This window comes from Arthrobacter sp. AK01 (genome assembly GCF_021109375.1).
In the GTDB taxonomy this organism is placed as follows: Bacteria; Actinomycetota; Actinomycetes; order Actinomycetales; family Micrococcaceae; genus Arthrobacter.
Window position 1 is genome coordinate 114,479 of record NZ_JAJOHP010000003.1, and the last position, 21,271, is coordinate 135,749.

At 63.4% G+C, this 21,271-nt stretch carries 22 protein-coding genes; 9 read left to right on the forward strand and 13 right to left on the reverse strand.

Annotated elements, in window-relative coordinates:
- The first annotated feature begins 71 nt into the window (after positions 1-71).
- Positions 72-1,163: a DNA polymerase IV gene (locus LN996_RS02060; RefSeq protein WP_231338572.1), complete on the forward strand. Its 1,092-nt coding sequence runs from the start codon at positions 72-74 to the stop codon at positions 1,161-1,163.
- 23 nt (positions 1,164-1,186) lie between these two features.
- Here LN996_RS02060 and LN996_RS02065 read toward each other — a convergent pair whose 3' ends face one another.
- The 5 genes from LN996_RS02065 to LN996_RS02085 form a co-directional block, all read right to left on the reverse strand.
- A complete protein-coding gene (locus LN996_RS02065) occupies positions 1,187-2,170 on the reverse strand; it encodes an aldo/keto reductase (RefSeq protein WP_231338533.1) in 984 nt (327 codons plus the stop codon).
- 18 nt (positions 2,171-2,188) lie between these two features.
- Positions 2,189-3,415, reverse strand: coding sequence for an RNA polymerase sigma factor (locus LN996_RS02070; RefSeq protein ID WP_231338534.1), 1,227 nt, complete (start codon positions 3,413-3,415; stop codon positions 2,189-2,191).
- Positions 3,416-3,418: 3 nt separating this feature from the next.
- Positions 3,419-3,778, reverse strand: coding sequence for a YciI family protein (locus tag LN996_RS02075; RefSeq protein WP_105692194.1), 360 nt, complete (start codon positions 3,776-3,778; stop codon positions 3,419-3,421).
- A gap of 100 nt (positions 3,779-3,878) precedes the next feature.
- Complete coding sequence (locus LN996_RS02080; protein ID WP_231338535.1) at positions 3,879-4,694, reverse strand: methyltransferase domain-containing protein; 816 nt, start codon at positions 4,692-4,694, stop codon at positions 3,879-3,881.
- A 44-nt stretch (positions 4,695-4,738) separates the two neighbouring features.
- Complete coding sequence (locus tag LN996_RS02085; protein ID WP_231338536.1) at positions 4,739-5,263, reverse strand: MarR family winged helix-turn-helix transcriptional regulator; 525 nt, start codon at positions 5,261-5,263, stop codon at positions 4,739-4,741.
- A gap of 167 nt (positions 5,264-5,430) precedes the next feature.
- Here LN996_RS02085 and LN996_RS02090 point away from each other — a divergent pair, with 167 nt between their 5' ends.
- The gene (locus tag LN996_RS02090) at positions 5,431-7,605 is read left to right on the forward strand and encodes an MMPL family transporter (RefSeq protein ID WP_231338537.1); all 2,175 of its coding nucleotides are present in this window, start codon (positions 5,431-5,433) and stop codon (positions 7,603-7,605) included.
- On the opposite strand, the gene LN996_RS02095 is transcribed toward LN996_RS02090, so the two are convergent.
- The 3 genes from LN996_RS02095 to LN996_RS02105 form a co-directional block, all read right to left on the reverse strand.
- The gene (locus LN996_RS02095; protein WP_231338538.1) at positions 7,602-9,152 is read right to left on the reverse strand and encodes a PEP-utilizing enzyme; all 1,551 of its coding nucleotides are present in this window, start codon (positions 9,150-9,152) and stop codon (positions 7,602-7,604) included. The genes LN996_RS02090 and LN996_RS02095 overlap by 4 nt on opposite strands.
- Before the next feature lie 156 nt (positions 9,153-9,308).
- Positions 9,309-9,791 carry a GNAT family N-acetyltransferase gene (locus LN996_RS02100; protein ID WP_231338573.1) on the reverse strand — a complete coding sequence of 161 codons (483 nt, stop codon included), beginning with the start codon at positions 9,789-9,791 and terminating at the stop codon, positions 9,309-9,311.
- A 59-nt stretch (positions 9,792-9,850) separates the two neighbouring features.
- A complete protein-coding gene (locus LN996_RS02105) occupies positions 9,851-10,207 on the reverse strand; it encodes a metalloregulator ArsR/SmtB family transcription factor (RefSeq protein WP_231338539.1) in 357 nt (118 codons plus the stop codon).
- A gap of 113 nt (positions 10,208-10,320) precedes the next feature.
- Between LN996_RS02105 and arsB the strand changes: the two genes are divergently transcribed.
- From arsB to LN996_RS02130, 5 genes are all read left to right on the forward strand, one after another.
- On the forward strand, positions 10,321-11,421 hold the full coding sequence (gene arsB / locus LN996_RS02110) for an ACR3 family arsenite efflux transporter (protein ID WP_308102685.1): 1,101 nt from the start codon (positions 10,321-10,323) through the stop codon (positions 11,419-11,421).
- Between the two features lie 15 nt (positions 11,422-11,436).
- Entirely contained in the window at positions 11,437-11,859 is a 423-nt protein-coding gene (locus tag LN996_RS02115; protein ID WP_231338540.1) for an arsenate reductase ArsC, read from the forward strand.
- Between the two features lie 23 nt (positions 11,860-11,882).
- Positions 11,883-12,860, forward strand: a complete 978-nt coding sequence (trxB, locus tag LN996_RS02120; RefSeq protein WP_231338541.1) for a thioredoxin-disulfide reductase — start codon at positions 11,883-11,885, stop codon at positions 12,858-12,860.
- Between the two features lie 44 nt (positions 12,861-12,904).
- Complete coding sequence (locus LN996_RS02125) at positions 12,905-14,293, forward strand: NAD(P)-binding protein (protein WP_231338542.1); 1,389 nt, start codon at positions 12,905-12,907, stop codon at positions 14,291-14,293.
- A 105-nt stretch (positions 14,294-14,398) separates the two neighbouring features.
- Positions 14,399-15,649, forward strand: a complete 1,251-nt coding sequence (locus LN996_RS02130) for an Nramp family divalent metal transporter (protein WP_231338543.1) — start codon at positions 14,399-14,401, stop codon at positions 15,647-15,649.
- A gap of 21 nt (positions 15,650-15,670) precedes the next feature.
- Here the strand turns inward: LN996_RS02130 and LN996_RS02135 are convergent, their stop codons facing one another.
- From LN996_RS02135 to LN996_RS02150, 4 genes are all read right to left on the reverse strand, one after another.
- The gene (locus LN996_RS02135) at positions 15,671-16,363 is read right to left on the reverse strand and encodes a thioredoxin domain-containing protein (protein WP_231338544.1); all 693 of its coding nucleotides are present in this window, start codon (positions 16,361-16,363) and stop codon (positions 15,671-15,673) included.
- A gap of 48 nt (positions 16,364-16,411) precedes the next feature.
- A complete protein-coding gene (locus LN996_RS02140) occupies positions 16,412-17,113 on the reverse strand; it encodes a cation diffusion facilitator family transporter (RefSeq protein ID WP_231338545.1) in 702 nt (233 codons plus the stop codon).
- Complete coding sequence (locus tag LN996_RS02145; protein WP_231338546.1) at positions 17,110-17,436, reverse strand: helix-turn-helix transcriptional regulator; 327 nt, start codon at positions 17,434-17,436, stop codon at positions 17,110-17,112. Before LN996_RS02145 ends, LN996_RS02140 begins: the two co-directional genes overlap by 4 nt.
- A gap of 82 nt (positions 17,437-17,518) precedes the next feature.
- Positions 17,519-18,376 carry a prephenate dehydratase gene (locus tag LN996_RS02150; RefSeq protein WP_231338547.1) on the reverse strand — a complete coding sequence of 286 codons (858 nt, stop codon included), beginning with the start codon at positions 18,374-18,376 and terminating at the stop codon, positions 17,519-17,521.
- 110 nt (positions 18,377-18,486) lie between these two features.
- Between LN996_RS02150 and LN996_RS02155 the strand changes: the two genes are divergently transcribed.
- Positions 18,487-19,011, forward strand: a complete 525-nt coding sequence (locus tag LN996_RS02155) for a hypothetical protein (protein ID WP_231338548.1) — start codon at positions 18,487-18,489, stop codon at positions 19,009-19,011.
- A 42-nt stretch (positions 19,012-19,053) separates the two neighbouring features.
- Here the strand turns inward: LN996_RS02155 and LN996_RS02160 are convergent, their stop codons facing one another.
- A complete protein-coding gene (locus LN996_RS02160) occupies positions 19,054-20,466 on the reverse strand; it encodes an aldehyde dehydrogenase family protein (protein WP_231338575.1) in 1,413 nt (470 codons plus the stop codon).
- Between the two features lie 161 nt (positions 20,467-20,627).
- On the opposite strand from LN996_RS02160, the gene LN996_RS02165 reads away from it, so the two are divergent.
- Positions 20,628-21,269, forward strand: coding sequence for a LysE family translocator (locus LN996_RS02165; protein ID WP_231338549.1), 642 nt, complete (start codon positions 20,628-20,630; stop codon positions 21,267-21,269).
- Positions 21,270-21,271: the final 2 nt, after the last annotated feature.

Sequence of the window (21,271 nt, forward strand, 5' to 3'; positions counted from 1 at the left end):
CCGGAATGGGTTGATTTCGGCGGCCGCCCAGTTCAAAGTAGGTGGTGAAGGTACAGCCAATGCCCCCGCCAATGGGGCAAACTGGTGCCGTGAGCGGAATCCCGTGGGTGCTGCACGTCGATCTGGACCAGTTCATTGCCGCCGTCGAGATACTCCGGCGGCCCGAGCTCGCGGGCAAGCCCGTCATTGTGGGTGGCCGGGGAGATCCTACGGAACGGGCTGTGGTTTCCACCGCCTCTTACGAAGCCCGGGCGTTCGGCGTCGGCTCCGGAATGCCCCTGCGAATAGCGGCCCGCAAAGTGCCGGACGCCATCATCCTGCCCGTCGATCAGGAGGCGTACCTGGCGGCCTCCGACGAAGTGATGGCCACCCTCCGTGCCCAGCCGGCGGCTACCGTCCAGGTGCTGGGGTGGGATGAGGCGTTTGTGGGTGTCGAAACCGAGGACCCGGACGCCTACGCCCGGCAAATACAAGCTGCAGTCCTTGAGCAAACCCAACTCCACTGCAGCGTGGGCATCGGTGACACCTTGGTCCGCGCTAAGAACGCGACGGATTTCGGCAAACCCGCTGGCATCTTTCGGCTGACCAAAGAGAACTGGTTGGAGGTTATGGGTACCCGGCCCACCAAGGAGTTGTGGGGCGTCGGTCCCAAAGTGTCCCAGCGGTTGGCGAAGCATGACATCACCACGGTGGCGGAGCTCGCAGCGGTCGATCCACAGGAGCTGGTCCCGGAGTTCGGCCCCAAGATGGGACCTTGGTACGCGCAATTGGGACGCGGGGAAGGTTCCAGCGAAGTGGATGACACTCCGTGGGTCGCCCGCGCACACGGCCGCGAAACCACCTTTCAGCAGGACCTGACCGAGCCCTCCCAGATCAGTGACGCTCTCAAGGAGTTGACTGCGCGCGTCCTGGAAGACGTAGCGGCGGAAGGACGTCCGGTGATCGGGCTGACCCTCAAAGTGCGATACGCACCGTTCTTCACCAAGACCTACGCGAGGAAGATTCCTGAGACTTTCAACCGGGAGGAAGTCCTTGCACAGGCCTTGGACCTCACGGCCAAAATGGAGCCGGAACGCCCCATCCGGCTTTTGGGTTTGCGTGCCGAAATGGCGATGCCCGAAGAAGCCCGAAAAGGACACACGCCGACGCGCAGCGGTTGGTAAGGCGCTCGACGGCGGCCGGCCGGCTACCAGCGCGGGTGGATCGCTTCGCGGAAGTGACGGTCGTAGATGTCCCGGACTCCGGCAGCCAACCCGGCTCCGACGACCTGCAGCTCTCCAGCTTCAGCATTGGCCCGTGCTTGCCCAGCCGAACGGGCACCGGGAATGACCGCAGTGACGCCGTCCTGGGCGATGACCCAGGCGAGGGCCGCCTGCGCTGTGGTGACGCCGTCGGGCACTAACTGGCTGAATTCCTGCGCGGCCTTGACGCCGGTGGCGAAATCGACGCCGGAGAAGGTCTCGCCGACGTCGAAGGAGGACCCGTCGCGGTTGTAGTTCCGGTGGTCGTCGGCGGGGAATTCCGTTTCAGCCGTGTATTTCCCGGACAGCAAACCGGAGGCCAGCGGCACGCGGGCGATGATGCCGACGCCTGCTTCCTTGGCTGCCGGCAGCACTTCATCGAGGGGCTTGAGCCGGAAGGCATTCAGGATGATCTGCACGGATGCGGTGTTGCCACGTTTGATGGCTTCGAGTGCTTCATCAGTTCGTTCGACGCTGACGCCATAGTTGCGGATCGCGCCTTCGCTGACCAGCGTGTCCAAGGCGTCGTACACTTCGGCGCTGCTGTAGACGGACGTGGGTGGGCAGTGCAACTGGACGAGGTCCAAGGTCTCCTGCTGCAGGTTGCGGCGTGAACGATCGGTCCAGGCCCGGAAATTGTCCAGCGTGTAATTCCCGTGCAGTTGATCCACGCGGCGGCCCATCTTGGTGGCTACCGTGATGTCCAGATCCGGATTTGCACGCAGGAAGCGTCCGATGAACTGCTCGCTCCGGCCATCGCCGTAGACGTCAGCGGTGTCGAAGAAATTGACCCCGGCCTCGACTGAGGCGTCCAGCACGGCGAAGGCGTCGTCTTCAGTGACGTCACCCCAGTCGGCCCCGAGTTGCCAGGTGCCCAGACCTACAGTTGAGACGGATCGGCCGGTCTTGCCAAGTATGCGCTGTTCCATGGTTCGACTATATGGGGTCTACAGCTTGTCCATTCGCGTCACTTTGCCCAGCAAGTACCGCCGCTCCTGCAAGCTTGCAGTCTTTTTTGCAGCGGCCAGATACGCTGCGCGGGCCTCTGGAATGGATCCTGCCATCTCCAGCAAGTGACCCTTCACGGCGTCCAAGCGGTGAGAACGCCCGAGCACCGAATCCAGTCCAGCCAGCAACTCAAGTCCGGCTAAGGGACCGTTCACCATGGCCACTGCGACCGCGCGGTTCAGTGTGACCACCGGACTTGGCGCTACGGCTTCAAGGACTGTGTACAGGGCAAGAATCTGCGGCCAATCAGTGTCATCGTTGGAGGCGGCCTCCGCGTGAACGGCGGCGATTGCTGCTTGGAGTTGGTACGGCCCGGCCGCGCCCCGTCCCAACACGGAAGACAGGAGCGCGATGCCCTCGTCAATCTGCCCGTGGTTCCACAGACTGCGGTCCTGCTCCGCAAGCGGCACCGGCATGCCGTCGGCTGTTGCCCGGGCGGAGCGGCGGGAATCAGTGAGCAGCATCAGCGCCAGCAGGCCAGCCGCCTCCAACTCACGCGGAACAACAGCCAGCAGCATGCGCGCCAGCCGGATGGCCTCCGTAGTGAGCTCCTCACGCTGCAGGGACTCACCTGAGCTTGCCGCGTAGCCTTCGTTGAAGATCAGGTACAGGACGTGAAGTACGACGCCGAGCCTCGCCTTGCGCTCGGAAGCCGGCGGCATGCTGAACGTGGCTCCCGCCTTCTGGATCCCTTGTTTCGCGCGGCTGATGCGCTGTCCCATGGTCGCTTCGGGGACCAGGAAAGCAGAGGCGATTTCCGCCGTCGTGAGTCCTCCAATTGCCCGCAACGTCAAGGCGAGTTGCGACGGTGCTGACAACGCCGGGTGGCAGCAGAGGAACATCAAGGTGAGGGTGTCGTCGGCTTCTGATGCGGAGCTGTAGGAGAAATCACCATTCATGGCCGCGACGCGTTCCTCCCGTGCACGTCGGGCGCTATCGCTTCGATAAAAATCCACCAGCCGACGGGACGCGACTGCCATCAGCCAGGCCCTCGGGTTGTCCGGCAGGGCGGTTGGCCACTGAAGGGAGGCCTCAAGGAGTGCTTCCTGGACGGCATCCTCGCAGGCATCGAACTGCCCATGCGTCCGTGCCAGCACGCCGAGGACCTGCGGCGCCAAAGTGCGCAGCAGGTCCTCGATCCGTGCTTCCGGTGAAGACTCGGCCAAAGGCTAGACCTCGGGCGGCCCGTCCGGGATGGCGCGAAGCTCAACAACCTGCGAGTACTTCACAATGCTTGAACAGATCTCGACGGCGCGTTCCTCACTTGCGACATCAACCACCCAGTAGCCCACCAAGGACTCCTTGGATTCGGCGTAGGGACCGTCTGTGGTGATGACGCCGTCCGGGGTCTGCTTGACGAGCTTCGCGGTGCTGCCATCGGCCAGGCCGGCATTGAAAACGAGTTCACCGGATTCGGTCAGGTCCTTGTCGATCTGGATCATGAACCCGATCATTTCCTTGATCCACTCCGGATCTGCGGTTTCCATCATGCCCTCGGCCGACCCGAACATCATGATCATGTATTTCATCTCAAAACTCCTTGTGAGGGGCGCCCCTTGCGGGCGCTTTCACTCATGGGTCGGAACTGCGGTGGGCTTTTCTACATGGTTCGGGAAATTTTTTTGGAAACTACGCCCGGGCAATGACTTCGCCGTTGGGAATCAGGAAGTAGCCGTCATCGGTGGCTCCCCAGCGGTGCCAACCCGCGGCAATCCGGGCGAGGTCGGCTTCGTTGGCGAAGCCGTACTCCAACGCCTGTTCGGCAAAGGCAGAGTGCAGCACCCGTTCGCTCCAGACCCTGGACTGCCAGGCGCGCTGTTGGGCTGTGGCGTAAAGCCAGTTGCTGCTGGTGGGAGCTACCTGGGTGAAACCTGCCTGCTGGGCCCACGAAACCAAGCGGCGGCCGGCATCGGGTTCTGCTCCGTTGCGGCGGGCGATCTTTTGGTAGAGCTCCATCCAGTCGTCCAGCTCCGGGACTTCCGGGTACCAACTCATGCCGTGGAAATCGGCGTCGCGCACGGCAACGATGGCGCCGGGCTTGGCTACGCGGCGCATCTCGCGTAAAGCCGCGACGGGGTCGGTGAGGTGCTGGAGCACCTGGTGGGCGTGGACGAGGTCGAAGGACTCGTCCTCGAAGTCGAGATCGTAGATATTGCCGGTCTGGAAGGTCACGTTGTCCGCGCCACGCTCGGCGGCCAGCTCGGTGGCTTGCGCGACGATGTCCGCTGACCGGTCCAAACCGATCACTTGCGCGGGCGCAACCAGCCCCGCGAAATCGCAGGTGATGCTGCCCGGCCCGCAGCCGACGTCGAGCACTGAAGTCCCGGCGGTGAGATGGGGGATCACAAACGCAGCCGAATTCTCGACCGTCCGTGAGGCATGGGCCCGGACAACCGACTCGTGGTGTCCGTGGGTGTAGACATCTTCAGGCTGCTGCGCGTTCATAGGGAAACGCTACAACTTGGAAGATGAATTTAGGCGCCTTGCGGCTAGTCACTCTTGCGCGTGGCTTCTTCGCGGGCGGCGAGGGTGGCCTCCACCATGTCCGTCATGAAGCGTTGGACGAGGTCCAACTCCTCGGCGCTGTATGCCGCCATGGCCTTGCCCATGCGGATGGCGAGTGGCATGAACATGGCGCTTCCGTCGCTGTAGGCCTTGGGTGTCATGTGGAGCTGGACCTGGCGCCGGTCCGTACCAAGGCGTTCGCGCACCACATGTCCGCTGGCATGCAACCGGTCCACCAAGGCCGTGGTGGCGGGGGAGCTGAGCCGGAGTTCAGTGCGCAGGACGCCGGGCGTGACCACCCGGCCGGCTGCGGAGTGGCGCATGATCACAGCGAGCGCATTGAGGTCCGTCCGGTGCATGTCGTTCCGGCCACCGGCCGCGTCAACATAGTGGTTGGCTTCCAGCGTGAAGTCCTGGAGGAGCCGGACAAGTTCCTGGGGAGCCGCGTTATCGGGGCGTCCCTGTTCGGGCTGGCCCGCGTCGGGGCGCGGGACTGTTGGGTCCGACATGTCCGCCCTCCTGCATGCGTTGTCTCTTGATTACTGCCTTCCGGATATTACTCCCAGCAGTCCGGGAAACCGGCATTCACTTCACAGCACTCTTGGAATGGTTCCATGATAGAGATAATCTATGGTGGAATAAACACCACGACGCATCCCCCGGAGAAGAAGGACTCATGAACTCGCAGAAGGTACCGTTCTGGCTGCGCTGGCTGATACCAGTGGTACTGGTCATCACCTGGCTGGGCATTGCTGGCATTGGCGGCCCTACTTTTGGTCGGTTGGAGGAAGTTTCGTCCAACGACCAGGCCTCGTTCCTCCCTGCCGGCGCCGAAGCCACCGAGGCTGCCGACTGGCAGGCCAAGTTCAGGGACTCCGATGAGATACCCGCGGTGGTGGTCGTGGAGAACGACACCGCATTTACTCCCGCGCAGCTGGGCGAAGCAGCCCAGCTGAAAGCCGACATCGAGGCACTGAAGCTGGGCAGCGCCGTCGTCGGGCCTATTCCGTCGGAAGACGGCAAAGCGGTCCAGTTCATTGTTCCCATGGCGTCCTCCGACGAGCTGCGCGAAAAAGTCCAGGAGCTGCGGGATGTGGTCCAGCCCGGCGCACCCGATGGCATGCAGGCATTCGTGACGGGTCCGGCCGGCCTGACCGCCGACCTCGTCAATGCGTTCGGCGGTATCGACGGCATTCTGCTGCTGGTTGCCCTGGGCGCGGTGTTCGTGATCCTTCTGCTGGTTTACCGCTCAGTGGTGCTGCCTATCGCAGTGCTCTTCACCTCGGTGTTCGCTCTCTGCGCCGCCATTTTGCTGGTGTTCGGCATGGCCAAGATGGATTGGATCCAGCTCAACGGCCAAAGCCAAGGCATCCTGTCCATTCTGGTGATCGGCGCAGCGACCGACTATGCGCTGCTGTTCGTGGCGCGTTTCCGTGAGGCGCTGACCCACACCACCAACCGCACGCAGGCCGTCATCACGGCATGGAAGGCATCGTTCGAACCGATCCTTGCCTCGGGCGCGACGGTGATCATTGCCCTGCTGTGCCTGCTCTTCTCCGATCTGAACTCCAACAAGGCGCTCGGTCCCGTCGCGGCGGCCGGCATCCTCTGCTCGCTCTTCGCCGCCCTCACGCTGCTGCCCGCGCTGATGGCTTTGCTGGGCCGTGCCGCTTTCTGGCCTTTCCGGCCCAAGCTGCTTCCCGCCGACGAACGCGAACCGGAGATTGTCACCGGGCTTGAGGGGCAAAAGGGTCTGTGGCGTGCCACGGCCCGCCTGGTTTCCAAGCGGCCGCGCGTTGTGTGGGTGGCTTCCGTGCTGCTGCTCCTGGTGGCATCCACCGGAATCCTGCAATTGAAGGCCAACGGCGTCCCGCAAACTGACGTGATTTTGTCCCAGTCCGACGCCGTTGACGGCCAGGACGCACTGGCGCGCCACTTCGACGCCGGCAGCGGCAGCCCCGCCGTCGTGGTCGCCTCCCAAAGCGCCGCGCAGCAGGTCCTGGACAAGGTCAAAGCAGCCGACGGCGTAGGTGACGCCTACCTGCTGGCTGAAGGCAACGTTCCCGTCACCGGCGCTCCCGGCGCGCCTGCAGAGCCTGCTGTCCGCGACGGCAAGGTCCTCATCAACGCGACCTTGAACTCCGCCGCCGATTCGATCGAGGCCGAAGAAGCGGTGAAGTCGCTGCGGGTGGCTGTCCGCGACGTTGATTCCGGAGCCTTGGTGGGTGGAGTGACGGCTACCGCGCTGGACACCAACACCACCGCGCAACGCGACTTGGTGGTCATCATCCCGATCGTGCTCGTGGTCATCCTCTTCATCCTGATGCTCCTGCTGCGTTCAGTGGTGGCTCCGGTGTTGCTGGTGTTGTCCGTGGTTCTGTCCTATGGGGCTGCAATGGGTGTCTCGGCATGGGTCTTCAACGGGATCTTCGGATTCTCCGGGGCAGACGCCACCGTGCCCTTGTTCGGATTCGTGTTCCTGGTGGCCCTCGGCGTGGACTACAACATCTTCCTGATGAGCCGGGTCCGTGAAGAGTCGCTGAAGCACGGGACGCGGCCCGGTATCCTGCGGGGGCTCGCTGTTACTGGTGGTGTCATCACGTCCGCCGGTGTCGTGCTGGCCGCCACGTTCGCTGCGCTCGGCGTCATCCCCATCATGTTCCTGGTGCAGCTCGCGTTCATCGTGGCGTTCGGTGTGCTCCTGGATACCGTGCTGGTGCGCTCGCTGCTGGTTCCCGCGCTGGCCTACGACATCGGCAGCAAGATCTGGTGGCCGGGCAAGCTGGGGCGTGAGTCTTCCGCAGCCCCGGTTGGGTCTCTCGAGGAGGAAGAAGCCCCGGTGGGGCGTTAGTCCTGTTGGACTCCCGTGTCGACGTAACCGGCGCCGCCATCCACGGTCACCAGTTGGCCGGTGTGGAGGCGCCGGGTTGCGTCGCGCGTCCCGACGACGGCGGGGATTCCGTACTCGCGGGCAATGATTGAAGCGTGGGCCGCCAGGGTTCCTCCGTCGGTAACCACAGCGGCTGCCCTGGCGAAGAGCGGTGTCCACGCCGGAGCGGTGGAGCGGGCAACCAGGATTTCGCCTGCCTGGAAGCTGTTCGCGTCCTCCAGTCCTTCCAAGATCCGCACCCTGCCGCTTGCGCGCCCGGTGCTGGCCGGGTGGCCGATGATGGCATCCTTCGGATATTCGGAAGACGTTCTGGCTGCTTCCACGGCGTTTGCGACGGGGTCATATCCGGACCTGCCCGGTTCCCCTCCAAACTTCGCAGCTTTGCCGATGGTGAGTGGTGCGTCCAGTTGCCTTTGCCGGTGCCAGGTGTCGCGGCGGCTTTCCACTTGGGCACGGTAGTCCTTTCCCGGGTGCCGGACCCCGTCCAACATCTCGTCCAAAGTGAGGAAGTGCATGTCCTGGGGATCGGCAATGGTTCCTGTGGAGACGAGGTTCCCGCCCAGCCGTTGGGCGCAGCGACGCAGGACCGGCCACCCCAGGCTCAGGTGCATGGCTTGCTCTTCCCGCACGGCAGCGTAATAGCGGGCCATCGTGAGGAGGGAGTCGAACCGCGTCAGCTTTCCCCGGGAGTCAATCAGGGAGGTGCGGGCTGCGGCCTCGACCTGGGAGCGCTGATTGTCCAGCCTTGAAGCTATGTCGATGGGAGACTCCGCTGCCGCTGCCCGACCCGCGGGTCCCATCTCGCTGGCCGTGGGGTGATACCAGTCGAGGGAGTACACAGCATGCGGAGACAGTCCGGGCAGGGTTCCGGTCAGTCCACGGAGAAGTACTTGGTGGCCGAGCAAGCTCGCTGGTGTCCCGCTGAGGGGTCCGGCCAGTTCCTTGCGCCAAAAGCTGGCCAGTGCCGATTCCATCTTCCAAGCAGACCCGCCAACCACGGCCAGGGACCACAGTTGTATCCCGGCCTGCCGACTGATGGCGTTGACCAACTCGATGAGCCTGGCCTGCGATGCTGACTCGACATCCCGCTCCGCTTCCCGGACGAGCTTCCGATACCCAGGAAGCAACTGCTCACGCCATTTCAGTTCCAGCCTGTGGAGGACTGCCCGATGCGCATCGGCCGGGTTGCTTGAGGTTCGGAGAAGGACGTTGATCAGGAACCACGGCAAACGACCCCGGCTGCGGACTATCAGCGGCGCCACAGTCCACGGTTTGGGAATGGGCGGGGAGTTGAAATACCAGCCGTTCACGAAGCCGTATCGAAACGGCACACGGACGCGAACATCCTCTTCCATGCCGTCGAGGAATCCGGCCTCGATCCGGGGAATGAGCCAGCCCGCGAACAGTGGTGTCGTCGGGTCCGGGAGCCACTCACCGAGTCGGAAGTTGCGGGCCCATACGCCCTTGCCGGGCGCCGTCCAATTCACTGGCGCTGGCGGGGCCATCATGATTTGGACCTGGAGGACATGGATCTGGCCGAATTGCTCCAGAGCCCATTCATGGCCGTGAGGGCCGGCTCGGTGATGCCCATGGATTCTCCCAAGAGTGGTGGCCTTATGCGGAGACGCTACTCCGGTGCATCATCGTGGTCGAGGCTCCGGGGCCTACAGCACGGAAGATCTGCGCTCAATCAGGACGGTGTCCCGCCACTGCCCGGCGAGGGGTCCATGCGGCATGCGGGCGATTCGGGTTCGCCGGCCGACAACATTGAACCCCTCATGGTCGTGGAGCCTGAGGCTGGCTACATTCTCGGGGAAGACGCTGGCCTGGATCGTCCAAATACCGGCATTCTCGGTGGACTCGATGAGGGCGCGGAGGAGGCTCTTGCCAAGGCCGAGCCCTTGGGCATCTCCTGCGACGTAGATGGAATGCTCCACGACACCGGAGTATGCGGCTCGCGAAGACACCGGGGAAACGGCGGTCCAGCCCAGAACCTGGCCCGCCTTTTCAGCGACGAGCCGGTGATCCTTGAGTCGCGTTGCGTCGAATTGTTCCCACTCTGGCGTGGCGGCTTCAAAAGTGGCGTGCCCGGATTCGATACCTGCGGTGAAGATCTCCCTGACACGGGGCCAGTCCGTCCTTGTCATGGGGCGAATGCGGACTTCGTTGGCGTCCTTGGGGCGTGGGCCGGTTGGCGCGTGACTGGTCACAGGCTCTCCAGCAGGCCGGTGGTCCGCTCAATGGCGCCGGGGACCAAGGAGTAGTACGCCCACGTGCCACGTTTTTCGCGGTGGAGGAGGCCGGCGTCCACCAGGATCTTCAGATGGTGGGACACCGTTGGCTGCCCGAGACTCAAGGGTTCGGTGAGGTCGCAGACGCATGCTTCGCCGCCCTCTGAACTCTTGACGATGGACAAGAGGCGCAACCTGTTGGGGTCCGCGAGGGCCTTGAACACGGATGCCCTCAGTTGTGCCTCGTAGTCGTCGATGGATGGTTGTCCCGACGGCTCGCAGCAAGCTTCTGCATCCACTGGTGTCAGCTCAAGTGTTTCCCCGGAGTTCATGCATCCATTATGCACATACATTGACAATCATCGATATAGCCGGACATACTCATATCGAAGTTTATCAATCCATGAGCCCGGCCTGTTGGCTGGGCGTCAGAGCCAGGAGTCTTGTGAGCACCCCGACGCAAACCGCAGCCCGAGAGGACACCCCAGTGTCCGTCGTCGTGCGAAAGCTCTCCGCTGTGGATCGATTCCTGCCCGTCTGGATCATCGCCGCCATGGCTTTGGGTCTGCTGCTGGGCGGCCTGGTTCCCGGCCTGAACACCGCACTGGAAGCCGTGAAGATCGGCGAAGTCTCCTTGCCTATCGCCATAGGCCTTCTGGTGATGATGTACCCGGTCCTTGCCAAGGTGCGCTACGACCAGGCACCCCGCGTGCTGGCTGATCGAAAGCTGCTGGTCACGTCCTTGGTGATCAATTGGGTACTTGCTCCAGCTTTCATGTTCGCGCTGGCTTGGGTCTTCATCCCCGACCTGCCGGAGTACCGAACCGGGCTGATCATCGTCGGCTTGGCCCGATGCATCGCCATGGTGATGATCTGGAACGACCTCGCCTGTGGAGACCGCGAATCTGCCGCCGTTCTGGTTTTCATCAACTCTGTCTTCCAAGTGATCGCGTTCGGCGCTTTGGGCTGGTTCTACCTCCAGTGGCTGCCATCCCTCCTGGGACTTCCCACCACGTCCGCCGACTTTTCCTTCTGGGCCATAACGCTCTCCGTGCTGATCTTCCTGGGTATCCCGCTGCTCGCCGGCCTTCTCACCCGCGTTGTCGGTGAGAAGGTCAAGGGTCGCGGCTGGTACGAGCAGAAGTTCCTGCCAAGGATTGGTCCCTGGGCGCTCTACGGACTCCTTTTCACCATCACGCTCCTGTTTGCGCTCCAAGGCGGGACCATCATTTCCAAGCCGATGGACGTCCTCCGCATCGCTTTGCCGTTGTTGGTCTACTTCGTTGTGGTCTTCAGCGCCGGAATGGTGATTGGCCGTTTTCTGAATCTCGGCTACGCCAAGACGACGACCTTGGCATTTACCGCTGCGGGCAACAACTTCGAGCTCGCCATCGCTGTGGCGATCGGAACCTTCGGTGTTACCTCAGGTCAGGCCCTCGCCGGTGTCGTCGGACCCTTGATTGAAGTTCCCGTCCTTGTTGCACTTGTGTATGTAGCCCTCTGGGCGCGCAAGCGCTATTTCACCCCCACCCATATCGCCGCCTGATCTTTGAGGAAATTCATGACCACCGATGCCGTAAAGAAGCCTTCCGTCCTTTTCGTCTGCGTCCACAACGCGGGGCGCTCGCAGATGGCCGCTGCGTTCCTCACCACTCTCTCCCAGGGTGCCATCGAGGTTCGGTCTGCCGGCTCCCAGCCGGCCGACAAGGTCAATCCGGCTGCCGTTGAAGCCATGTCTGAACTCGGCATCGATATGTCGGCCGAGATCCCCAAGGTCCTCACGACAGAGGCCGTCAAGGAGTCGGACGTAGTAATCACCATGGGTTGCGGCGACGAATGCCCCTACTTCCCCGGAAAACGCTACGAGGACTGGGTCCTTGAAGATCCCGCCGGACAGGGAGTCGACGCTGTCCGGCCCATTCGCGACGAAATCAAGACCCGCATCGAGAACCTGATCGCCTCGTTGACCCCCGCCGGCAAATAATCCAACCACCAGGAGCGAGTCCCATGAGCAACGAACAACTGATCATCATCGGGTCCGGCCCTGCCGGCTACACGGCGGCCATCTACGCCGCCCGCGCCGGGCTCAATCCTTTGGTACTGGCCGGTTCGGTTACCGCCGGTGGAGCCCTCATGAACACCACGGAAGTGGAGAACTTTCCTGGGTTCCCCGCTGGTATCCAGGGGCCTGAGCTGATGGACGGACTCCAGGAACAGGCTGAGAAATTCGGTGCCCGCATAGTGTTCGACGACGTCACTGAGGTTGATCTGAAGGGTCACCTCAAGCGCGTGGTCACCGGAGCAGGCGAGACTCACGAGGCTCCTGCGGTTATCCTCGCCACGGGATCCGCCTATAAGGAACTCGGGCTGCCGGAAGAGAAGAAGCTCAGCGGGCACGGTGTGTCCTGGTGTGCCACGTGCGACGGCTTCTTCTTCCGTGAGCAGGACATCATCGTGGTGGGCGGTGGGGACTCCGCCATGGAGGAAGCGACCTTCCTGACGCGCTTCGGAAAGTCCGTAACGGTGGTCGTGCGTAAGGGGGAGTTGCGGGCCTCCCGGATCATGGCCCAGCGGGCCAAGGACAATCCCAAGATCACGTTCGCATGGAACTCGGCTATTACGGCCATCCATGGTGACACCAAGGTCACCGGAGTGACGCTCAAGGACACGCGGACGGGTGAAACGCGGGAGCAGGCGGCCACCGGAATCTTCGTCGCCATCGGTCATTTGCCGCGTACTGAGCTGGTTGAAGGACAAGTTGACCTCGATGATGAGGGCTACATCAAAGTGGACGCGCCCACCACCTGCACCAATATTTCCGGTGTCTTCGCGTGTGGCGACGCCGTTGACCATCGCTACCGCCAGGCCATTACAGCCGCAGGTACGGGGTGCTCGGCGGCCTTGGACGCCGAGCGGTACCTGGCGGCACTGGACGATGCAGACAGCATTGCCACGGCATTGGTTGAAGAGCCCACCCATTTCTGAGAATTACCCAACGGATCCTTACCCAACGGAGGTATGAGTAACCCATGGATGAGAACCTTCCTGTCGCCGTGATCGGTGCCGGCCCTATCGGTTTGGCTGCTGCGGCCCAATTACTGGAACGCGGGCTGGAGCCCGTGATCTTCGAAGCCGGCCCCACGGCGGGTGCAGCCATTGAGCAGTGGCGCCACATCCGGTTGTTCTCCCCCTGGCGGTTCAACCTCGACGCCGCGGGCGTCCGGCTGCTCGAACCCACGGGCTGGGAGCCGCCTCGGCTCACGGCGCTCCCTTATGGCGGGGAACTCATCGACCACTATTTGGCACCGCTGGCTGCAACGCCGGAGATCTCGTCCCGGCTCCAGACAGGAGCCCGCGTCCTCGTCGTGACCCGGCAGGGCATGGACAAGACACATACCCGCAGCCGTGACACGACGCCGTTTATCGTTCGCGTTGAGTACTTTTCGGGCGAAGTCCGCGACCATGTCGTGGCAGCTGTCATCGATGCCTCAGGAACCTGGTCAACCCGCAACCCTTTGGGGACTTCGGGGTTGCCCGCCATCGGCGAGTTGAAGGCAACACGCCGGATTTCGTCACCTCTGCCGGATGTCGTTGGTCGGGACCGCGCCTCATTCGCGGGCCGCCGTGTCCTGGTGGTCGGCGCTGGGCACTCAGCAGCCAACACCCTGATCAACCTTGCTGAACTGGCGAAGGAAGAGCCCGAAACCAGGATTCTATGGGCCGTGCGCGGTGCTTCGGCAGACAAGGTCTACGGAGGCGGTGACGCCGATGGGCTGCCTGCCCGGGGACAACTCGGATCCCGACTCCGTCGGCTGGTAGAAGCCGGCAAGATCGAACTGCACAGAAGCTTCGGCATCAGTTCGCTGACCGATTCCGAAGGCGGCGTCACCGTCATCTCCGGTGACGGCCGTGCGGTGGTGACGGACGTCGTCGTGCCTTGTACTGGCTTCCGACCCGATCTTGAGATGCTCCGCGAACTGCGCCTCAACCTGGACCCTGCCGTTGAAGCCCCGATGGAACTGGGGCCGCTGATCGATCCCGAGTTCCACTCCTGCGGCACCGTTCAGCCGCACGGGGCCAAACTGCTGGCCCACCCGGACAAGGACTTCTACATTGTGGGCATGAAGTCGTACGGCCGGGCGCCTACCTTCCTGATGGCCACCGGCTATGAGCAGGTCCGGTCCGTGGCTGCGGCGCTCGCCGGGGACCACGTGGCGGCGGATACTGTGCACCTTGAACTGCCGGAAACGGGTGTTTGCTCTTCCGACGCCGGTACCAGTTGCGACGTTCCGGCCACCCTGTCTTTGACGGAAGTGGTCGAGGAAGCCGGTGGCTGCTGCGGCACCCCTGAACCTGTACTGATCGGTATACCCACCGGGTTGGCCCATGGCCGTTCAAGTGAGTACGGGCGCCCCTAGGGCACGAGTATCACGTAGCATCGCCGGAGTGCCTAAAACATACTTTTCGGTACGCCTAAATTTCGGCTATCCTCGTAGCAGAACGCCCCGATGATGAGGATGACCATGGCTGCGCCTACTCTCGAAACCCGTCGTGCGCCCAGCAGGGCGTGGTCACGGCTCCTGCTGCTGGGCCCGGCCTTCGTCGCCGCGATCGCCTATGTGGATCCGGGCAACGTAGCTGCGAACCTCACCGCTGGTGCCAACTACGGGTACTTGTTGGTGTGGGTGCTGGTGGTAGCCAACGCCATGGCTGTCTTGGTGCAGTACCAATCGGCCAAACTGGGTTTGGCGACGGGAATGAGCCTCCCGGAAATCCTGGGCAAGCGGCTGGGTACCAAGCGGCGGCGACTCTATTGGGCCCAAGCTGAGATCGTTGCTGGTGCCACGGACATGGCCGAGGTGATCGGTGGGGCAGTGGCCTTGAACCTGCTTTTCGGACTCCCGTTGCTTGCCGGTGGCGTCATCATTGGCGTGGCTTCGATGTTGCTGCTGGCGCTGCAGTCACACCGCGGGCAGCGGTCCTTCGAGTACGCAATCCTGGTGCTGCTGGGCGTCATTGCCGTTGGGTTCGTCTCCGGTCTGTTCGTGAACCCGCCGGATGCAGGCAGCGCCATGGCTGGCCTGGTGCCCCGATTCGAGGGGACGGATACGGTCCTGTTGGCGGCGAGCATGCTCGGGGCCACCGTCATGCCCCATGCGATTTATCTCCACTCGGCCTTGGCCCGCGACCGTCATGGTTTTTCGGAGGACCCCGCCGTGCGGACGCGGCTGATCCGTGCAACGCGGTTCGACGTTGCAGGCGCCCTGCTGTTGGCGGGCGTGGTGAACATTTCGATGCTGCTGCTTGCCGCGTCCAGCCTGCGCGGCATCGAGGGAACGGACACTATCGCCGGAGCACACGCTGCAGTGACGTCAGCTCTAGGTCCGGCCATCGGCGTTATCTTCGCCATCGGCTTGCTTGCCTCGGGCCTGGCCTCAACCTCGGTTGGCTGCTATGCAGGCGCCACCATCATGGGCGGCCTGCTGAAAATCCGCATCCCCCTTCTGACGCGCCGGGTCATCACGCTCATTCCGGCCCTGATCATCCTTGGTGCGGGCATCGAGCCGACCCTGGCCTTGGTCCTGAGCCAGGTGCTCTTGAGCTTCGGCATCCCCTTCGCCTTGATCCCGCTGATCCGCCTCACCGGCAAGCGTGACGTCATGGGCATCCACGCGGATTCCATGGCCTTGAAGGTCGCTGGCTGGACCAGCGCCACCCTGATCGTGGGACTGAACATCGTGCTTATCACCCTGACGCTCTCCGGCCAGTCCTGATCCACCGGACCGCAGGCGAGCCTATTTGGCGGCTTCGTCAAGCAGCCCGCGGAACTGCTCCTCGGTGTCCAAGGTGAGCTTCTTGCCATCGAGGAAGAACGTCGGGGTACCTGTGACGCCGAGTGCGCTGCCGTCACTTGCGTCCTTTCGGATTCGCGCCTGGGTCTTTTCGTCTGCGACGGCTGCGTCGTATCGCACCATGTCCAGGCCGAGTTCCTGTGCGTAACTGCGGAAAGTCGCGGCCTGGGAGTCCGATTTTTCTCCCCATTGCGGCTGGGTTTCGAACAACTTGGCCGCCATCACCTCGTACTTGCCCTGCTGGGCTGCGGCTTCAACGGCCAAGGCGGCAGTTCCGGAATTCCTGTGCCCGGCGAGGGGAAAGTAGCGCTGGACGAACGTGATCCGGTCGCCGTATTCCTTCTTCAATTCCTCCACCAACGGATAAGCGGCACGGCAGGACTCGCATTCGAAGTCCAGGAACTCCACCAGTTGGGCCTTTTCAGCGGCAGGAGTGGTGATCCTGTGGCTGTCTTCGCGGACCAACTGCGCTCCGCCCGCCGGCCCAGCGGTGCTGGGGGCCGGCTTGGTGGCCGTGAACACTGCGAACCAGATGACCCCTGCCGCCACGACAGCCGCGATGACGATCCACACGATGATGCGGACCTTTTTGGCGGTGTCTACGGTGGGCTGGGGGCGGGGCGGTGCTTGCGTCATGGCTGCTTTCTGGTCGCGGGGGTGACTGGTTTGAAAGGGAGGGCTGTTCTACGCCGGCGGCTTTGCTTCCACCGTTTTGCAGCAGTCGTCATCTGACACGAAATGGGTTTGCGTGTTTGCGCTGGGGGCGGTGCAGCAAACGTCCCCGCGCCAGGCGTTCACGCCTTCACGAACGGCGATGGCGGCAATCACCAGTGCTGCGCCGGCATCGGCCCACCACCAACCAAGGGTGCTGTTCAGTACCAGTCCGATCAGCAGCACGCCTGAGAGGTACGTGCAGAGCAGGGTCTGTTTGGAATCCGCCACTGCGGTCTTGGAGCCAAGTTCCCTGCCCGTCCGGCGTTGGTAGTAGGAAAGGGCCGGCATGATCGCAAGGCTCAAAGTCGCTATCACAATGCCTGGCGTGGAATGCTGGGCTTCACCCCCTCCGGTGAGCGACCGGATTGCGTCCACAGTGACGAACGCTGCCAGTGCGAAGAATGAGACGGCGATGATACGCAGCGTCAGGTGTTCGCGATGTTCGGGATCCTTGGAGGAGAACTGCCAGGACAGGGCCACTGCGGAAGCGACTTCCACCACGGAGTCCAGCCCAAAGCCAATCAGGGCTGAAGAGTCCGCCATTCCACCAGCCCAGAGGGCCGCGATGGCTTCGAGGACGTTATATGTGATGGTCGCGGCGGCGAACAGCCGGATCCGACGCATCAAAACCAGCCGGCGATCCGCTGTGAGGAGTAGCAGCGGACGGCTCATGCCACGCAGGTTCCGTCCGGCGCGCAGCAAGCAGGGTCCACGGCCAAGACGACGCCCAGCAAGTCCTTGATCGCGTGACCCAAGCGGGCGTCGGCCAATTCGTAGCGGGTGCGCCTGCCGTCCGGGACTGCAACAACCAAACCGCAGCCGCGCAGGCAGGTCAGGTGGTTGGACATGCTTTGGCGCGATACCCCGACAGAGTCCGCCAGGTCAGACGGGTATGACGGCGCTTCGGTGAGGGCCAGCAGGACCTGCGCGCGGGTGGGGTCTGAGACGGCGTAGCCAAAGCGGGCCAGGACTGGCGCATGCGTGAGTGTCTCCATGAAAACCAAAGTACATGCGCAGATGTATTCACGCAATCGTGTACTAAAGATCGCAGCCGGTTGTCCCAGCCCCGTGAAATCGTCAGGCGCTGACAGTGTTCCGTTCGCGGTATCCGTCCGCGGCATAGACGCCCAGTACCCTGACCTCCGTGGTGAAGAATTCCAGCTCCTCCAGCGCCCGGCGGAGACGGGCGTCCTCGGGGTGACCTTCGACGTCGGAAAGGAACATCGTGGCGGCAAATTCGTCGCCCACCATGTAGCTCTCCAGCCGGGTCATGTTGAGACCGTTGGTCGCGAAGCCGCCGAGTGCCTTGTAGAGGGCGGACGGGACGTTGCGGACCCGGAAAACGAAGCTGGTGATCGCCGGACCCGGAAGTTCTTCCTTCGTTGGAAGCTCACGTTCACGGGCCAGGACAACAAAGCGGGTGGTGTTGGTAGGGTCATCCTCGACGCCGGAGGCCAGGACGTCCAGCCCGTAAAGTTGGGCGGCGAGCGGCGGAGCGAGGGAGAGTTTGCGGGGATCGTTCCAGTCCCTGACTTCGCGGGCCGAGCCGGCGGTGTCACCGGCAATGACCGGCTTCAGACCGGCTTCGCGGATGATCCGGCGGCACTGACCCAGCGCGTGGATATGGCTGTGGACTTCCGTAGCGCCTTCGATGGTGCTGCCCGGAATGCCAAGGAGGTCGAATCGGATCGGAAGGAAGTACTCGCCAACAATCTGGAGCTTCGACTGCGGAAGCAGGACGTGGATGTCGGCCACGCGTCCAGCGATGGAGTTCTCAATCGGAATCATGGCCAGATCGACTTCGCCTGTGGACACCAATTCAAAGGCGTCCTCAAAGCTCGCGCAGGGGACGCTTTCGAGGTCGGGGAACATTTCCTTGCACGCGAGATCCGAATTGGCTCCGGGCTCACCTTGGTACGCAATCTTCTGGGCCATGGTGCCCATGCTTACATGCGGAGCGCCCGGCCTCCCAACCGCGTCCACCCTGTGACTGGACAAGTGGGAACCGCCTTCTCTAGGTTCAGGGCAAGGATTGGGGGCGGCCGGTGACGACTGCAAAAGTGTTCCAAACGCACAACATGGCTTTCAAGGGGCAGCGGATTGCAAGTTTTGCGGCCACCGTCATCGGACTGAGCACCCTGCTTTGGGCGGTCCTACTTTCAGGCACAGTTGGCGGGCATGTGCTGACGCCCGGCCCCTGGCATGCTCTCCCGCATGCCTTGAGCCTGCTGTCAGCATTGGCCGTCTACCTCTATTGCCGGCATCTGAACTACAGGACAAGCGCGGCCGGGCTGCTCTGCTTCACCGCAATAGCGTTCTTCTTCTCAGACGTCGCCTTGGCCTTCATGTACAGCCCATTTTTCGGCGTCGCGCTCATCGCATGGAGTGCCAGCGCTCGGCGACCAATCCTGGCCGGGACGGGAGTCCTCGCCATCGGCGCAGCCATTGTCGCCAGGGTCGAGCACGAGTCCGGCGTCCTCGCGATAGCCGGGTCCGGCGTCATGATCCTCGCGACAGCACTCGCCATGCGCCCCAAGAACCCATCTATGTCGCAGCAGAGCGCGTCTTGAGGGCTCAAAACGCGCTCTGCTGCGACTCAGTTGGGAAAGGGGTTAGCCGTTGATGATCTGCGGGACACCCAAGGCCTTGAGGCCCTCGGCACCGAACTCCAGGCCATAGCCGGACTGCTTTGCGCCGCCGAACGGGATGCGCGGGTCCACGGCTCCGTGCTTGTTGATCCACACGGTGCCGGCCTGGATGCGGGATGCGACTTCGCGGGCGGCACCCAAGTCCGAGGACCAGACCGAGGCGCCCAGTCCGACGTCGAGCGCGTTCGCCTTGGCGACCGCCTCGTCTACGGTGCTGTATTTGATGATCGGCAGGGCGGGTCCGAACTGTTCCTCGGCCACGAGCGGGTTGTCGTTGTCGATGTCGGCCACCAGCGTGGTGGGGTAGAAGTTGCCCGGCTGGTCGGCGTCGGGGTTGCCGCCGATCAGCACCCGCGCACCGGACCCGCGGGCCGCTTCAACCAGCCTGGCCACGATGTCGTACTGCTGTCGGTTCTGCAGCGGTCCAAGCACGTTGTTCTCATCCAGGCCGTTGCCCATCGGCATCGCCGCAGCAACAGCGGTGAGCTCGGAACATACGGCCTCGTACTGGGATTCGTGCACGTACAGGCGCTTGAGGGCGGCGCAGGTCTGGCCGGTGTTGATGAACGCGCCCCAGAACAAGCCCTCGGCGATGGCCTTGGGATCCGAATCGGGCAGGACGATCCCTGCGTCATTGCCGCCGAGCTCCAGTGTGAGGCGTTTGACGGTATCGGCCGACGAGCGAATGATCGCCTTGCCTGTAGCGGTGGAGCCGGTGAACATGACCTTGCCGATAGCGTCGTGCGATGCCAGTGCTTCGCCGACGTCGCGGCCGCCGGAGACCACGGACAGCAGGTCCGCGGGCAGTTCTTCATTGATGATCGCGGCCAGCGCCAGCACGGACAGCGGGGTGTATTCGGAAGGCTTGACCACCACGGCGTTGCCCATGCGCAGGGCCGGGGCGATCTGCCAGACAGTGATCATCATGGGCCAGTTCCACGGGCCAATGGCACCTACGACGCCGATGGGCCGGTAGTGCAGTTCGGCGCGGGTTTCGCCGTCGTCCACCACGGTTTCGGGATCCAGCGGGGTTGCGGCCGTGGCACGGAGCCAGGCCGCGCAAGCGCCGACTTCGAAGCGGGCGTTCGGCCCGTTCAGGGGCTTGCCCTGCTCGCGGGAGAGGAGCTGGGCGAGCTCTTCGGCAGAGCGTTCGACGGCGTCGGCCGCCTTCATGAGCGCAGCGGACCGGGCGTCGTGGCCCAGGGCAGCCCACGACGGTTGCGCGGCAGCGGCGGCGGTGATGGCGGATTCGAGGTCTTCGACAGTGTGAACAGGTGCTTCGCCGACAGCCTCGCCCGTCGCCGGGTCAAGGATGGTGCGGCTGTTCTGGCCGTCGGCCGGGGTGATCGAGGCCAGCAGGGCGTCGTAAGTCTCCATTGGTACTCCGCTCGGGTAGTAAGTCTTGGCGGCCAGTGAGGCACGCGGCGATGTTTCCAGTGTGGTCGGCGTCACGCGTCAGGGCCTTGTCGTTGGACGAACAGCCCTTGACGGGAAGCGAACGCTTTCCGTTCGGGGCGTCCTGACTGATAATCGGTCTTGTGACTCTTGCTTCCCTTGCTGCCTTCGCTGGCCTCTGCCTTGTCCTGTCCGTCACGCCCGGTCCGGATACGTTCCTGGTGCTGCGCATTGCATTGAACCGACCCAGCGCGGGAATTGCGGCGGCGGCAGGTTCAGCGGCGGGCGCGATCATGTGGGCGGCGCTGGTGGGCGTCGGTTTGGCCGCCATCCTCGAACAGTCCGCGGAATTGTTCCGCTGGGTCAAGATCGCCGGTGGCCTGTACTTGCTGTACCTGGGCGTATCTTCGTTCATCAAGTCCCGGAAGGCAGCGAAAGCCGGCGCCGACGGAACTATGGGCGACGCGCCGCTCCCGTACAGCCGGCTCTCCGCCCTGGGAGCAGGTGCCCTGTCTACGCTCCTCAACCCGAAGGTGGGCTTGTTCTACCTGGCTGTCGTTCCGCAGTTCATCCCGCACGGCGGGGACACCATGGGCACTTCCCTGATTCTGGGCGTAGTTGTTGCCGTCATTGCCTTCGCGTATCTCTCGATGATCGCCGTCGTCGCTTTCAAGGCGATGCGCTGGCTCAAGCGCCCGAAGGTGAGCACCGTCGTCGAGCGTGTCAGCAGTGGCGTGATTGCCGGGCTGGGTGTCGGCGTGGTGGCGTCGGGCGCTACGAGCTAAGG